The 14,569-nt window shown below is 65.1% G+C and carries 11 protein-coding genes; 9 read left to right on the top strand and 2 right to left on the bottom strand.

Annotated features, from left to right (window positions below; all coding sequences use genetic code 11):
* The first annotated feature begins 23 nt into the window (after nt 1–23).
* The 6 genes from ABFD92_09385 to ABFD92_09360 all read left to right on the top strand — a co-directional run bounded on the left by ABFD92_09385 (nt 24) and on the right by ABFD92_09360 (nt 7,345).
* The gene (locus ABFD92_09385; protein MEN6504739.1) at nt 24–311 is read left to right on the top strand and encodes a DUF503 domain-containing protein; all 288 of its coding nucleotides are present in this window, start codon (nt 24–26) and stop codon (nt 309–311) included.
* Between the two features lies 1 nt (nt 312).
* Complete coding sequence (gene rbfA, locus ABFD92_09380) at nt 313–753, top strand: 30S ribosome-binding factor RbfA (GenBank protein MEN6504738.1); 441 nt, start codon at nt 313–315, stop codon at nt 751–753.
* A complete protein-coding gene (locus tag ABFD92_09375; GenBank protein ID MEN6504737.1) occupies nt 750–1,622 on the top strand; it encodes a hypothetical protein in 873 nt (290 codons plus the stop codon). Before rbfA ends, ABFD92_09375 begins: the two co-directional genes overlap by 4 nt.
* Nucleotides 1,623–1,632: 10 nt before the next feature.
* Complete coding sequence (hisG, locus tag ABFD92_09370; GenBank protein ID MEN6504736.1) at nt 1,633–2,520, top strand: ATP phosphoribosyltransferase; 888 nt, start codon at nt 1,633–1,635, stop codon at nt 2,518–2,520.
* Complete coding sequence (locus ABFD92_09365; GenBank protein MEN6504735.1) at nt 2,520–6,422, top strand: tetratricopeptide repeat protein; 3,903 nt, start codon at nt 2,520–2,522, stop codon at nt 6,420–6,422. The genes hisG and ABFD92_09365 overlap by 1 nt, the downstream gene beginning before the upstream one ends.
* Before the next feature lie 173 nt (nt 6,423–6,595).
* Nucleotides 6,596–7,345, top strand: coding sequence for a YebC/PmpR family DNA-binding transcriptional regulator (locus ABFD92_09360; protein ID MEN6504734.1), 750 nt, complete (start codon nt 6,596–6,598; stop codon nt 7,343–7,345).
* A gap of 442 nt (nt 7,346–7,787) precedes the next feature.
* On the opposite strand, the gene ABFD92_09355 is transcribed toward ABFD92_09360, so the two are convergent.
* Nucleotides 7,788–8,879: an MraY family glycosyltransferase gene (locus tag ABFD92_09355; GenBank protein MEN6504733.1), complete on the bottom strand. Its 1,092-nt coding sequence runs from the start codon at nt 8,877–8,879 to the stop codon at nt 7,788–7,790.
* Nucleotides 8,876–9,523, bottom strand: coding sequence for a DUF4416 family protein (locus ABFD92_09350; GenBank protein MEN6504732.1), 648 nt, complete (start codon nt 9,521–9,523; stop codon nt 8,876–8,878). Before ABFD92_09350 ends, ABFD92_09355 begins: the two co-directional genes overlap by 4 nt.
* Before the next feature lie 233 nt (nt 9,524–9,756).
* Between ABFD92_09350 and ABFD92_09345 the strand changes: the two genes are divergently transcribed.
* The 3 genes from ABFD92_09345 to ABFD92_09335 all read left to right on the top strand — a co-directional run bounded on the left by ABFD92_09345 (nt 9,757) and on the right by ABFD92_09335 (nt 14,427).
* The gene (locus ABFD92_09345; GenBank protein ID MEN6504731.1) at nt 9,757–10,857 is read left to right on the top strand and encodes a 3-isopropylmalate dehydrogenase; all 1,101 of its coding nucleotides are present in this window, start codon (nt 9,757–9,759) and stop codon (nt 10,855–10,857) included.
* Nucleotides 10,858–11,127: 270 nt separating this feature from the next.
* Nucleotides 11,128–12,348 (top strand): hypothetical protein, encoded by a 1,221-nt coding sequence (locus ABFD92_09340; protein ID MEN6504730.1) that lies wholly within the window; start codon nt 11,128–11,130, stop codon nt 12,346–12,348.
* 66 nt (nt 12,349–12,414) lie between these two features.
* Nucleotides 12,415–14,427, top strand: coding sequence for a hypothetical protein (locus tag ABFD92_09335; protein ID MEN6504729.1), 2,013 nt, complete (start codon nt 12,415–12,417; stop codon nt 14,425–14,427).
* Nucleotides 14,428–14,569 lie beyond the last annotated feature (142 nt).

Below are 14,569 nucleotides of genomic sequence, written 5' to 3'. Positions count from 1 at the left end.
CCTGTGCCACCTGAGAGGACGACATGGCCACGACGGTTGGGTTGCTTCATCTGGAGTTTCACCTGCCCGCGGCCGCGTCGCTCAAGGACAAGCGTCGCAGCCTGAAGGGGTTTCGCGACCGCCTGGCAGCGGGGCACAATGTGTCGGTGGCCGAGGTGGCCAGCCAGGACAACCCTCGCCGGGGCGTGCTGGCGGTGGCGATGGTCGGCAGCGACAAACGGTACGTGGAAGGGGCTTTGCAGCGGATCGTGACCGCCGCGGCGTCCCACCGCGACATGATTCTGGTCGAGAGCCAGATCGATTGGGTCTGAGATGACGCGCCGAAGTCAACGAGTGGGCAACCTTATACGCGACGTGCTGGGTCAGTTGATCCTGACCAAGCTATCCGATCCGCGGGTGGACCCCGCGCGCACGTCCGTCGTGCGCGTCGAGGTGCCCGAGGACCTCCTGACCGCCAAGGTCTATATCTCCGTCATGGGCAGCGACAAGGAGCAGCGGATGACCCTCCAGGCCCTGCGCCACGCCGCCGGGCACTTCCAGGAACTGCTCATGCGCCAGATCACCCTGCGCCACACCCCCGCGCTGGACTTTGTGCTCGACGTGCAGTTCAAGAAAACCATCAAGACCCTCGAAATTCTTCAGCAGGTCGCGCAGGAGCTGCGCGATAAAGACGAAGCCGCCGCGGCTGAGGCCGGACAATCTCCCGACGCCGCCGAAGGCGACGGGAAAGACAGCCAGGACGATTCGGAATGAAAAGCATCAAAGCCTACGAAACCAAGATCAAGAAAATCATCAACGAAAACCGCCCCGCCAAGCGCCCGCGCAAGAGCGACCAGGCCGACCCGGTCGTCACGATGATCGAGGGAATCCTCCAGGCCGACGCCACCGAGGCCGAAGCCACCGTCGCGATGGCCCTGCTCAACGACGAGTTCGTCGACTACAACGAACTGCGCGTCGCCCCGGTCAAGGACATCGTCGAGTGCCTGAGGGAGCTGCCTTTCTCGCGACGAAAAGCCTGCACCCTCCAGGACAGCCTCAACGCCATCTTCTACCGCACCAACGACGTCAGCGGCGCCCACATGGAGAAGATGCCCGCCAAGGCCGTCCGGCGATACCTCATGGAACTGGGTCTCGACCACTACGCCGCCGCGTACACCGCCATGGTCGCCCTGGACGTGCGCGCCCTGCCCGTCGACCAGACGCTCGTTGAAACCATGGAACTCAACGGCCACCTGCCGCCAGGACTCGACCGCGCCGAAATCCAGAAGATGTTCGAGCGCCTCGTCGGTCGCAGCGACATGATGACCGCGCACCTGGCGCTGCGCCAGTACGTCGCCAAGCACGCCAAGGCTTTGGCCAAGCATCGCAAGATCCAGGAACAGGCCCAGGCCAAGATCGACGCGGCCAATCAGGCCGTCGCCGACGCCGCCGCCAAGGTCAAAGCCGAGGCCGACGCCTTGGCCAAAGCCAAGGCACGCGAGGAAGAATTGACGCAGGCCCGCGCCCGCGCCAAAGCCAAAGCCCTGGCCAAAGGCAAAGGTCCTGGCAAGACCGCCGGCAAGCCCGCCCCGGCCGGAAAAAATCCCTCCACCCCCGCGCCCCGCAAGGCCGCCAGGAAGTAAAGGAAGCTCGATGGTTCACCGTTCGGCAGAAGACAAGCTGGTGCTGGGTATTCCCAAAGGCTCGCTGCAGGACAGCACGCTGGACCTCTTCCAGCGCGCCGGGTACAACATCCAGGTCTCGTCGCGCAGCTACACCCCCAGCATCGACGACGACCAGATCTCGATCCTCATGTTCCGCGCCCAGGAAATGAGCCGCTATGTCGCCGACGGCGTCATCGACGCCGGACTGACCGGACGCGACTGGATCCTCGAAAACGAATCCGACGTGGCCGAGGTGTCCGAACTGGTTTATGCCAAGCAGAACCTGCGCCCGGTGCGCTGGGTGCTGGCCGTTCCGGAAGAAAGCCCCGTCACCGCGCCGGAGGGTCTGGCCGGGGGAACGGTCGCCACCGAGTTGGTCAACGTGACGCGCCGGTACTTCGCCGCCAAGGGCATCGACGTGAAGGTCGAGTTCAGTTGGGGCGCCACCGAGATCAAGGCCCGCCTGCTCGACGGCATCGTGGACGTGACCGAGACCGGTTCGAGCCTGCGCGCCAACAAGCTGCGCGTGCTCGACACGCTGCTGGAGTCGACGACGCGGTTTATCGCCAACCACAAAGCGATGGACACGCCCTGGAAACGCTCCAAGATCGAGAACATCGCCCTGCTGCTCCAAGGCGCCATCGCCGCCCGTCAGCGCGTCGGGCTCAAAATGAACGTCCCCCGCGCCTCGCTCGATGCCGTCCTGGGCGTCCTTCCGGCTGAAAAATCGCCCACCGTCTCCGCCTTGGCCGACGCCAACTGGGTCGCTGTCGAAGTCATCATCGAGGAACGCATCGAGCGCGATCTGGTTCCCCAGCTTGTTCGCGCCGGCGGGACTGGTATCATTACGTATCCGTTGAATAAGGTCATTCATTAGTGTGCATCCATCGCGTCATCGCCTGCTGTGCGGCAGCAGCCCTGGCTTTGGGCGCGATGATGGTGCAACCAGACTTTGCCTCCGCCCAGTCGGCCACGGCGCCGGCCTCCCAGCCCGCCACCGCCCCCGCTTCCCGAATCGCAACCCAGCCGGCGCCGCTGCCTCCGCGGGCGCTGCTGGGGCTCGATGACATTCTTCCCCCCGTTCAGCGTCCGGCCAAAGGCGCCGTCGCCGAACTGCCCGCCCGCGCCGCCGCGGCGCTCAAGGAAGCCCAGGAACTTCTCGAGCGGGACGATCCCGCCGCCGCCCTGGTCAAGGCCCAGCGAGCCGAGGGCTTCGCGCCCGATCACCCTGGCGTCCTGCGCGTCACCGGCCTGATCTACCGCCAGTTGAAAAATCCCGGCAGCGCCATCAAGGCGCTGACTGCCGCCGCCGCGGCTGACGGCGACGATCTTGACGTCCAGTTGGCCTTGGGGCGTCTGGCCCTGCTGGCGGGAAATCGCGACGAGGCGCTGCTGCGGTTGCGAACCGCCGTCAAGTGCAGCCAGGCCACGCCCGACAATCCTTTGGCCGGTGAAGCGATGCGAGACCTGGCCGCAATGCTCGAGCAGCAGGGGTATTCCGCCGCCGCACTGCAGTGCTGGGACATGCTGGGCGATTGGTTCGCCGCACACCCCAGGCAGTACGCCGATCGGGCCGCTCTGAAATATCTGGCCACGCGACCGGAACGCCTCCAGGCTCAGCGCGGCACGCTGATGATGAAGCTCCGCAAATATCCCGCAGCCGCCGAGGAGTTCCGCAAGGCCTACGAACGCGACCGCTCCCAGGGCCAGTGGGGCGAACTGATGATCGAGGCGCTGGCCAAGGCGGGCGACTATCCCCGCGCAGCCAAGGCCTTGGCCGAGATGGCCGACGAACCCTCGCTGCAATCGCGGATCGAGCCCCTGGCCAGGCGAGTTCTCGCCGGCGCCGCCGACGGGCAACTTCTCCAGAGGCTCTGGCAGGAGCATAGCGCCGGCGGAAAGCTCAGCGTGCCATACGCCATGGCCTTGGCCCGCGCCGCCCAGACCGCCGGCGATTCGTCCGGGGCCTCTCAGATCGCCCGGGCCGTGCTCAAGCAGGCTCCCAGAACCCCCGCAGCCGCCGTCGTGCTCGCGTCGGCCGCCGCTAAGGACGGAAGCCTCCCCGCGGCCGTCGACGTCCTGGTGCAGGCACTCGGGGCTGACCCAGGCGCCGCCGAGGCGGTTGCCCAAGCCGCCGCCGCCCTGACCGCCGCCGACGTGGGCGAACTTGATCGCACTCTGGCACGCCAGGCCGTGGCGGATAAATCGCCCGCACGCCCGGCGATGCACTACGTGGCCGGGCAATTGGCCATCGCCGCCGGACGCAAGCTCCTGGCCGCCGATCAGTTTCAGCGGGCGATGGACGTCAAGGCCGACTACATGCCCGCCTGCGAGGCCCTGGCGGGGCTGTATCTCGATCAGAGGCAATTTGACAAAGTCGACCGCCTCGTGGAACGCATCGCAAGACAGGGCGGGAACAACTTCTTTCGCTTGCTCCTGCGTGGGCGCCTCGCGCTGGCCCGCGGAGACATGGGCGCGGCCGTCGAACTTCTCAAGGAGGCCCACGCCCTCAACGCCCGCGACGTGCAGGTGCTGATGCTCCTGGCCGAAGCCCAACTGCGATGTGGCGAACAAGCCGAGGCGATCTCGCTGCTCAATGCTGCCGTCGTGGCGGCCCCGGACAACATCGAGGCCTCGACGCGCCTGATCCGCCTGTTGATGGACAAGGGCGACCACGACGCTGCCGGCATCGTGCTGCAGCACCTGATGGAGCGCCATGGCGACGACACGGCCGTGCGGTTGATGCAGGTGGAGCTGGCGTTGCTGACAGGGCGGCACAACCCGGTCAAGCACCGCGAGGCGATGGCCCTGCTGGAGTCCCTGCGCCGCGAGCAAGGCCATGTTCCCGACGTGCAACTGCTCGTGCTGGCGCAGCAGATTCCCCCCGGCGCCGCGCGGATCGAGGCCAAGGAGTTCGACCGCATCGTCGGCGTCCTCAATGCCATCTTGCGAGATCATCCGCGCCACCTTCAGGCCGCACGCATGATGGCAACGCTCTTTGCCCGCCAGGGCCGCCTGAGCGAAGCCGTCGCCATCTGGCAGCAGCTCCACAGGGAGCACCCTGACCGCGCCGACATCGCCCAGCATTATGTCCAGGCCATGGTCGCGGCGCGGCAGTTCGAGGCCGCCGCCGCGACGCTCAACGACATTCTCGCCCGAAGCGGTGGATTGCTCTGGGCCAAGCTCAAACAGATCGAAGTGCTTCAGCAGCTCTCCAGGCTCGATGAGGCGATCGAACGCGGCGAGGCGTATCTTAAGCGCGCCTCGGGAAACAGCGAGAAGGACATCCTCCGCCAGGTCCTGATCAAGATCTACAACCAGACCGACCGCTTTGACGACGCCCAGAGACTTCTGGACGGATGGCTCGACTCCTCGCCCGAAGAGCCTCTGGCCAACCGCCTGCGCGGCGAAAAGATGGCCCTGTTTTGCAAGGCCCGCCAGTTCGACAAGGCCGAGACCTTCGCCCGAACCTGGGCCGCACAGTCCGACGATACCGACCGCGTCTACTTGAGTCTGCTCCAGGCCCTCCAGAATGCCAAGGAGTACGACAAGGCCAATGAGCTGGTGGACAAGTGGCTGACCGCCGGCTCGCTGCGGGAAGCCGACTTCTTCCGCCGCTTCAAGCTGCAATTGCTCGTCCAGAACAAGCAGTTTGACAAGCTCGTCGAGTTCGGGCGCAAATGGGTCAGCGGCGGCGGGGGCGACCAGGCGATCTTCACCGTTATCGGCGCCCTCAACAGCGGCAAGGTGTACGACCACCCGCTGATCGACGAGTGGATCCAGTTGGCCAGCCCGTCCGTGGCCTCGCTGCTGCGGCAGATCAAGATCGACTGGTACTGCAAAGACGGCAAGATCGACCAGGCCGTCGCCTACACCAACGCCTTGCTCGCCGGCGATCGCTGGCAGATCGAACCGCGACAGATGCTCATTGGCGGGTTGGTCAAAGCCGACCAATTCCAGCGGGCCGAGAAGCAGCTCGATGACTGGTTGACGCAGCTTGAAGCCACCGTCGCCACGCAGCCGGCCCTGACGCAACCGGGCAAAGCCAAACCGCCCGCCCCCGCGCCCGCCCCCGGCGTGCTGCTCAACCGCGGAACCCGCCTGCTGGTCGTCTTCACGCCCGACAAGATCCTCGCCTGGCATCGCCAGATGCTGGTGCGGACCATCCTGATGCAGAATCAGCATGCCCGCGGCGTCGAGCGGGCCAAGGCCTTTCTGGAAAAAGACCCCAACGACGTTGAAATGCTCTCGGTGATCTCGCTGGGCCTGGCCGAACTGGGGCGCCCGGGCGAGGCCCGCGCCGCCCTGGAAAAGGCCCTGACCCTCGAGCCCGACGACCCGGCCCTCAACAACAACCTTGGCTATCAATACGCCGACGAAGGCGTCGAACTGGCCAAGGCCGAACGCATGATCCGCAAGTCCCTCGCCGAACGCCGCACCGCCGCCAGCCTCGATTCGCTGGGGTGGCTGCGCTACAAACAGGGAATGTTCGACCAGGCCAAACGCATCCTCGATCAGGCCCTGCAGGATATGGCTGCCGACGGCGAAGAACACGCCGTCATCCACGACCACCTCGGCGACGCCTGTGCGCGGCTGGGCCTCATGGACCTCGCCAACCGCCAGTGGATCAAGGCCCTCGAACTGGCGCAGAAGGAGAAGTTCCCTTCAGCCGAGATGCGCGGTATCCTGAAGTTGACCCTCGCCAAGATCGAAGCGATCAAGGCCGGCAAACAACCCACGCCGGCGCCGCTTGGCAAAGGCGTGGCGGAAACAAAATAGGTTCACCGCAGAGATCGCGGAGGACGCTGAGGACGCTGAGGACGCTGAGGAAAAGAAGAAGAAAAGGAAGATGGAGCTATTCCATCCATTTCCCTTTTCCTCTCTCTTCCTCTCTGCGGTCTCTGCGATCTCCGCGGTGAAATGCGATTGAAGCAAGACTGAGGTAAGCGACTATGTCAGGACATTCTCATTGGTCGAAGATCAAGCGGGCCAAGGGCAGCAGCGACTCCAAGCGCAGCCAGCAGTGGTCCAAGCTCTCCAAGCGAATCATCATCGCCGCCAAGCATGGCGGCGGAAAGCCGGAAGAAAACCTCCAGCTCCGCTACGCCATCGACGACGCCAAGGCCGTCAACATGCCCAACGACACCATCGCCCGGGCGATCAAGAAGGGCACCGGCGAGCTCGAGACCGTCAATTACGAAGAAATGGTGTATGAAGGCTACGGCCCAGGCGGCGTGGCGTTCATGGTCCTGTGCCTGACCGACAACCGCAACCGCACCGCGCCGGAGATGCGCAAGCTCTTCGAGCGAGTCGGCGGCCAGCTCGGCGGCACCGGCTGTGTCAGTTGGATGTTCGACAAGAAGGGCACGTTCATTATTCCCGCCGACGCGACCACCGAAGAGGCCTTGATGGAAGTGGCCCTCGAAGCCGGCGCCGAAGACATCGCCTCCGACGGCGAGGAATTCACCGTCACGTGCGAGATTTCCGTCTTCGAGCAGGTGAAGCAGGCCCTGGCCAAGAACGACATCAAGACCGTCTCGGCCGAGATGGGCATGGTGCCCAAGAACACCGTCACCATCGACGCCGAAAAGGCCCGCAAGGCCCTGAACCTGATGGAGATCCTCGAAGACCATGACGATGTCGAGAACGTCTACGCCAATTTCGACATCCCCGCCGAAGTCGCCGCTGAACTGAAAGCCTGATCCGTGATGGGTGCCATTGCGGACTTCGGCGAGCTCAGTCGAGCCGCCGTTTCTCAGCCGCCATGTCTCCGGCGACCTGCAGCGAACATGGCGGCTGGATAACGGCCGGTGCCGTGGCGCGCAGGGCCGAAGGCCCGGAGAGCCACGATCCCCGAACCTTGCAGTAAGAGCGTCCCTGGCGTGCGGGGATCGTGGCTGTCGGGCTTCGCCCTCCCGCCACGGCACCCACACGAGATTGGAAAGAAGAGGTCCTTCTTTCTCTGTGCCCTCTGTACCACTATTGCTTCACCCCAAACGGAGGCTACCGGGGGGCCGGCTTGGGGCCTGGGGTCCTACGGCGACGGCGGCCGGCGAAACTGCTCGAGACTTTCGGCGGCGAAGAGCCCCCTTTGGTTGCGGCCGAGTGAAGCGAGCGCCGGGATTTCTGTGGCGATCTGATTCTTTACCGTGACTTGCTCACGCCCGCTTCCAGCATCGTCATGATCAGCAGCAGCGCCGCCAGTTGCACCAGCACCAGCACCACCCCGGCCGGGCCGATGGTGTAGGTCAGCAGCGTGGCGGAGGTGGCCGTGGCGGCGGCGCAGAGGTAATTGGTCAGCACCGAGCGGCGCACGCTCATGCCGCGGCGCACCAGGCGGTGCGAGAAGTGTCGCATGTCGCCGATCATCGGATTGCGCCCCTCGGCCAGTCGCAGGATGATCACGCTGAACAAGTCGTACAGCGGCACGGCCATCAATACCAGCGGCACGAAGATGCCGTTGGGACCGGCCATCGCCGCCGGTCCGGCGAAATCGGTCAGACACGTCAGAACGCCCAGCATGTATCCGATGAGCAGACTTCCGCCGTCGCCCATGAACTGTCTGGCCGGCGGAAAGTTCGCCGGCAGAAATCCGGCTACCGCCCCGATCAGCAGGCACAGCCACGCGGAAACGAACATCTGCCCGGTCCCGGCCGTCACGCCCAGCAGCGCCGCGGCCAGGATGCACGCCACGCCGGCACAGAGCCCGTCCATGTTGTCCAGGAAGTTGAAGGCGTTGATCACCACCACCAGCCAGATGACCGTCACGATGAAGCCCGTCGTGCCGTGCAGCCCCGCCGGGAAGTTCAGCCCGCACGCGCTGACGAGCACCATGATCACAAGGGTCTGCGTTGCCAGCTTGAGCCAGGCCGCCAACCCGCGCCGGTCATCCAGCACGCCCAGGGCATGGATCGCCGCCGCTCCGGCCAGGAGCCCCAGCGCCAGCGGCGCGCGAAGGGCCGCCCCGGCGATGTGCCTGGACCAGGGCGCCATGAACTGCGGCACGCCGGTATCCGCCCAGAAACTCGCCACGGCCAAAGCGCCCACCGCCGGCACGGCGATGGCGAAGAAGATCGCGCTGCCGCCCAGCAGGGGGGTGGGGGTGGCGTGGCTCTTGTGCGAACTGGGGATATCCAGCACCCGATAGCGCAGGGCGATCTGCCGCGCCAGCGGCGCCGCCAGCGACGAAAGCACAAAGGCCAGCACAACCAGTCCTGCAGCGCCCCAGACGATCATTTCTCGCACTCCCGGCGCGGCCCGGCCAGCAACAGGCGGCGGGCCTCACTAAGGAACGCATCATACCGTCCCGAGGCGAAATCGGGAAAGGTCCATTCCAAAGCTTCCCACCGCCGGCCGCGGTACAGCAGCGTGATCTCGCCGTACACGCCGTCGCGCAGGTAGATCCGGTGCGAGAAGTTCTTCATGCTCGCCAGCACCAGCTTGCTCAAGGCCAGATATCCCACATCCAGATTGATCGGCCGCACCGGCTGTGTGGCATGGGCGTCCCGCCCATGCTCTTGCGGTGTGGCATGGGCGTCCCGCCCATGCATCCCTGAACCTGAAGGGTCAGGGACACGCACAACGGAGTTGTGCGTGGCACCGGTGGCAAATTGTGCCTCGATCTGATTGGTCCGCAGCTTCGCCCCCGCCAGCACCACCGGGTCCACCAGCCGCTCAAAAGCCACGAACTTGCGATACAGCGGGCTGCCCATCTGCTGGTCGTAATAATGCGTCAGATCGAACGCAAACACCTCGCTGCTCAAGTCCACCGGCCCGAAATCTTTCACCATCTCAGCCGTCGCCGCGTCAAACAGTTCGGCTCGCGCAGAGATCATCCCGCAGATGAGTTTCACAGGCGCAGGTTGTGCCGGCAGGGCCATGAGAGGATTGTCCGCGTCCTGCGTCTGCATGTCAACGTGGCCACAGAGGTCGTTTCTGTCGGTCCCCGCCGGGGAGCTATGGAGTGCGGCAGCCTTAGCTGCCGCTTTTGGAGTTTCTGGGCACCGAACAACTGCCAAAGCGGCAGCTAAGGCTGCCGCACTCCACATGAATTCTGCTTGTCCTGTAGAGCCCGTCTCGATACACTCCGGAACTCTTTAACGAGGAACATGACATGACGAAAATAGCGGTGATCGGCGGCGACGGGACGGGTCCGGAAGTGGTGGCCGAGGGCTTGAAGGTCCTCAAGGCCGTGGCGGCCAAGGTCGGCTTCGAGTACAGCCTGACCGACTTCAACGTCAGCGGCGACCGGTATCTAGATGCCGGCGGCGACCCGGCGGCTGCTTCGATCCCGATCATCCACGACGACGAAATCGCCCAGCTCAAGACCTACGACGCGATCTATCTCGGCGCCGTGGGACACCCGAAGATCGCTCCGGGCATCATGGAAAAGGGCCTGCTGCTGAAGCTTCGCTTCGCGATGGACCAGTACATCAACCTGCGTCCGGTGCGGCTGTACCCCAACGTCGAGTGTCCGCTGGCGGGCAAAGGCCCCAAGGACATCGACTTCGTCGTGGTGCGCGAGAACACCGAGGGCCTCTACACCGGCATGGGCGGCGTGCAGTACAAGGACACTCCGGCCGAGGTCTCGACGCAGATCAACTGCACGACGCGATTCGGCGCCGAGCGGGCGATCCGCTACGCCTTCGAGTTCTGCCGCCGCCGCAATTCGCCCAAGAAGCGCCTGACGCTGGTTCACAAGACCAACGTGCTGACCTTCGCCGGCGACACGTGGTGGCGCGCCTTCCAGGAAGTCGGCAAGGAATATCCCGACATCACGCATGACTACAACCACGTCGACGCCTGCTGCATGTGGTTCGTCAAGAACCCCGAGTTCTACGACGTCATCGTCACCGACAACATCTTCGGCGACATCATCACCGACCTGGCCGCGATGATCCAGGGCGGTCTGGGTGTGGCCGCCGGCGGCAACATCAACCCCAAGAGCGTCAGCATGTTCGAGCCCATGGGCGGCTCGGCGCCCAAGTACACCGGCAAGAATGTGATCAACCCGATCGCCGCGATCGCGGCTGTCGGCATGCTCCTGCGCGAGACCGGAACGCACAAGAACGATGCCAAGCTCGTTGACGCCGGCAACCGCGTCGAGAACGCCGTCATGGCCACCACGGCCAAGATGAAGAGCCAGGCCGCGGGCAAGATGGGCTTTGGCACCCGCGAAGTGGGCGACCTCGTCGCCGCTGAAGTGGCCAAGTAACACAGTCGAACATTGAACCCACGGGTGGCATGGCGACACACGTTTTTGTTTTTCGTGGGTCGCCATGATGCTCAGCGCACACCCATGGCGACCTGCCTGCCGGCAGGCAGGCCCGCTGAGCAACGCGTGTCGCCATGCCACCCCCCTGCCGTCTGATCCCGTGAACTCTGCGTGCATGTTCTCTTGCGGCCGTGCGTTAACCTTGGTGTTGTCTGTCGATCCACGCGCAGGTAAACTGGCCGTGCAGTCTTATTTCAGGACGGCAAAGACATGATGAAACACGCATCTGTACATGTCGCGGCGGTGGTTTGGATTCTGACGTCCGCAATGGCATCGGCCCAGCCGGCGGGCGGGCCGTCCGTCATCGAGCTGATCCAGGCCATTCACGATGCCCCGGACGCTACTACCGCCAGCAAGGCCTATGTCGAGGCGCGCTCGGCAGACAAGGCCGACCCGCAGATCTACAAGATCTATATCCAGCGCATGCTCGAACTGGGTCAGCCGCTGCTGGCGGCGGTTCCGGCGGCGGAATTGACGGCGATAGAGGCCCAGAACGGTCTGGCGTGGGGAGTGATCGGATACGCCAAGGCCCGCTCCGGCCGCGTCGGCGAGGCGATGCCCGCCCTGATCAACGCCGCGAAATATGCCGACGACAACGCGGGCATCATGTTCAACGCCGGCGTCATCTGCGCCTGGCAGGAAAGCACCGTGCGCAAGTCGGACATTCCTTCCGAGGCTGCATCGTCCGCCGCCTCCCTCAAGTCGCAGTGGGAGTCGAAGAAAGATTTTGCCGAAGGGGGGAAGGCCGCCCTGGCAGCTTTTAAACTCCGGCAGGACTACATCAAGACCCAGCATGAGCGACTGACGAAGCTGGATTCCGACATCAAAGACGCCCAGGGCAAGAACCGGGAAGCGGCCGAGCAATTCAACGTCCTCAAGCGGCGCAGCGATGCGTTGGAGCGCCGCATGCGAGCGGCCGACGAAACGGTTCGCCGCTACAACTTCGACGCGCGCAACAGCAGCGACACGCGCCTTCCGGCCTACGTCACCGAGGCCCAGGCCGACTACCGCCAGGCCCGCGACGAACTGGCCGGCGTGGTGCGCCAGGGCAATGCGCTGCGGCAGGTCGTGGTCCTGCGCGAGCGGGCGATCATCAAAGCCCAGCAGCAAAAAGAACGAGAAACCAAGGCCCTGCAGGCCTTCGAGAAGTGCGATCCGACAATGCCCTGGAAGCCGCCGGCGGTTGGCGGCGTGATTGCGGCTGATGCATCGGACGCGGTCGCGGAAGAGCCCGCCGCTTCGGGTCCGACCGCGACGACGGGCGCCTCGCCGCTGTCGCAGGGCCAGCGCCGCCTGAAGCTGGCGCAGATGCTCATCCGCAACAATCAACGCGACAAGGCGATCCAGGAACTGCTGGCTATCATTCAGCAATACCCCGACAGCGAGATTTCGCGCCAGGCCCAGGCCTTGCTCGACACGATCACCCTGTAGATGCGGTCGTTGGTGGAACAGGCTTTCCAGCCTGTTCATGTACACGCCGGCTAATGGAGCAGCGCAATGGCCTCTGGAATGCTCTTGTGGATGGCGGCGATATTGGCCGCGACGCCCGGCGACGGCGGCGCGCAACCGCTCTCGACAGACCCGGACCAGGAAACCGGCGTGGCCTCGGCCATCGCCAAGGCGCCCAATGCCGCTGCCGCGGCAACGGCTTACCAGGCCGCTCGCACTCTCGACCGAAGCAATCCCGCCATCCCCCGCGCCTACGTGCAGCGCCTGCTGGAAATGGGTCAGCCGCAACTGGCCGCCCGGGCCGCGGACGACCTGGTCGCGCTGGATCCCAAAGACGCTCTCGCCCACGGCGTTATCGGGTACCTTGCGGCCTCCAAAGGCAATATTCCCAAGGCCCTGCCCGCGCTGGTCAAGGCGGCCCGGTCGAATCCCGAAAATGAGGGGGTCGCCTACGATATGGGCATCCTGGCGATCTGGCTGATCTACGCCGTCGACAACCCCGTTGGCGCCGCCGATCAGCAGGAGTTCATGGAGGTCCTGAAGCTGGTTCAGAACAAGCGAGGGTTCTATGACGGCCAGACCTACTGCAAAGACGCCTTTGCCAAGTGTCGCGCCGCCGCCGACGAGCAGCGTCAACGCCTGCCGCAGCTCAAGGCCGCCCTCGTCGCGGCCATGGCGGCAAACCCCGGTCTCGAGCTGCAACTGCGAACGCTCAACGACCGGGCGGTGGCCGCGGACAAGTCCTATCGCCAGATGCAGATCGACAAGGCGCGATTCCTGGCCGACAGCAAGAGCCCCAATTCGGCGGCCAACGCCGCCGCGTGTGAGGCGGGCATGCGACATGCCGTCAGTGAAGCGCAGCGCGCCAAGCAGGAGCGAGGGCCCATCGAGCGGGCGCTGGCCCAGCGCAACGCCCGGATCCTTCAGTGCAAACGGGATGTCGAACGCGCCGAGAAGACCATCGCGCAGGGCGACAAGGCCATGCCGCTGCTGACCTTCCGCCCGCCGGCGGTCAAGGGCATGGTCGTGCCCGAAATCGCTCTGCCCGGCGCGGAGGAGGCCCCGCCCGTCCCGGCGCCGCTGATTCAGGCGATCGAGACGGCCCCAACCTTCACTGCCGCCGCCGAGGCATACGCCCGTGCCCGCACCGTCAACGCCCGCGACGCCAAGCTGTACCGCGCTTACCTGCGCCGCCTGCTGCAACTGGACCAGCCGCGCATGGGCATCATGCCCGCGCAGGACCTGGTGCGCCTCGATAGCCGTGACCCGCTCGCCTGCGGCGTGCTGGCGTACGCCAGCGGCGCCGAGGGCAAGATCGCCGACGCCGCTGCGCTGCTGGTCCGGGCCCTCAAGGGCGACGCCGACAACGCCGGGATCAACTATGACCTCGGGCTGCTCTCGGTCTGGCAGATCCGCGCCAATGACAGAAACCTGTCCCCCGACATGATCGCCGAGATCACCGAGGCCTTCGCCGTCGTGCGGGCCAAGAGCGAGTTCATCGCCGGCGCCGCAGCCGCCAGGACCGCTTTCGACAAGCGCGACGCTGCCGCCAGCAAAGCCCCGCCGGTCGCGACGAGCGCCCAACCGGTCAACTCGCAGCAGCGGGCGTATTACGAAGCCCAGTACGCCGAAGCCCAGAACGGAGTGGATCGCTTCCGCGAAGACAAGTCCGCCAGGGGCGTCGCCCAGTACCGCGCCTTCGAATTGAGGCGTCAGGCGGCCTTGATCGAACTGCGGAGGATGAAGGAATCCCAGGGCGGCCCCGGCGGCGCCCAAGCCAAGGCTGACCCGCCCTTGCCCTGGCGACCGCCGGCTGTGCCCAAGGCCGCCGCGCCCGTCGTGCAAAACGCTGATCCGCCGCAGCCCGCCGCGCCACAAACGCCCGCTCCCAAGCCTGCGCCCTCTGATAACGCCGAAACACAACTGAAGATGGCCAAAATGCTCCTGGCCAATGATCAGAAACAGCGTGCCGCCCAGATTCTCCAACTAATCGTCGCCAACCACGGTGATTCCGCTCAGGCCAAAGAAGCCAAGGACCTGCTGGCGAAGATGGGCTTCTGAGCCAGCCGCAGAGGCTAGCCCAACTTCCGCAGTTATAGATTTATGCAGATTATTTTCGGTCGATTTGTGCAGGAATGGCGGTGCAATGGCGGCATTCTGCTACCCCAAAGGGTCTTTTCACTTGTTTTGGATCCGATCAGCC

The sequence above is a fragment of the Planctomycetaceae bacterium genome (assembly GCA_039680605.1).
Lineage (GTDB): Bacteria > Planctomycetota > Phycisphaerae > SM23-33 > SM23-33 > JAJFUU01.
The sequence above is the reverse complement of the archived record's forward strand: the minus strand, read 5'-3'. Positions and strand labels throughout refer to the sequence as shown.

Excerpts from the sequence above, each read along its gene's own strand:
- ABFD92_09385 (MEN6504739.1), top strand. The coding sequence starts at position 24 with ATGGCCACGACGGTTGGGTTGCTTCATCTGGAGTTTCACCTGCCCGCG.
- rbfA (MEN6504738.1), top strand. The coding sequence starts at position 313 with ATGACGCGCCGAAGTCAACGAGTGGGCAACCTTATACGCGACGTGCTG.
- ABFD92_09375 (MEN6504737.1), top strand. The coding sequence starts at position 750 with ATGAAAAGCATCAAAGCCTACGAAACCAAGATCAAGAAAATCATCAAC.
- hisG (MEN6504736.1), top strand. The coding sequence starts at position 1,633 with ATGGTTCACCGTTCGGCAGAAGACAAGCTGGTGCTGGGTATTCCCAAA.
- ABFD92_09360 (MEN6504734.1), top strand. The coding sequence starts at position 6,596 with ATGTCAGGACATTCTCATTGGTCGAAGATCAAGCGGGCCAAGGGCAGC.
- ABFD92_09355 (MEN6504733.1), bottom strand. The coding sequence starts at position 8,879 with ATGATCGTCTGGGGCGCTGCAGGACTGGTTGTGCTGGCCTTTGTGCTT.
- ABFD92_09350 (MEN6504732.1), bottom strand. The coding sequence starts at position 9,523 with ATGGCCCTGCCGGCACAACCTGCGCCTGTGAAACTCATCTGCGGGATG.
- ABFD92_09345 (MEN6504731.1), top strand. The coding sequence starts at position 9,757 with ATGACGAAAATAGCGGTGATCGGCGGCGACGGGACGGGTCCGGAAGTG.
- ABFD92_09340 (MEN6504730.1), top strand. The coding sequence starts at position 11,128 with ATGATGAAACACGCATCTGTACATGTCGCGGCGGTGGTTTGGATTCTG.
- ABFD92_09335 (MEN6504729.1), top strand. The coding sequence starts at position 12,415 with ATGGCCTCTGGAATGCTCTTGTGGATGGCGGCGATATTGGCCGCGACG.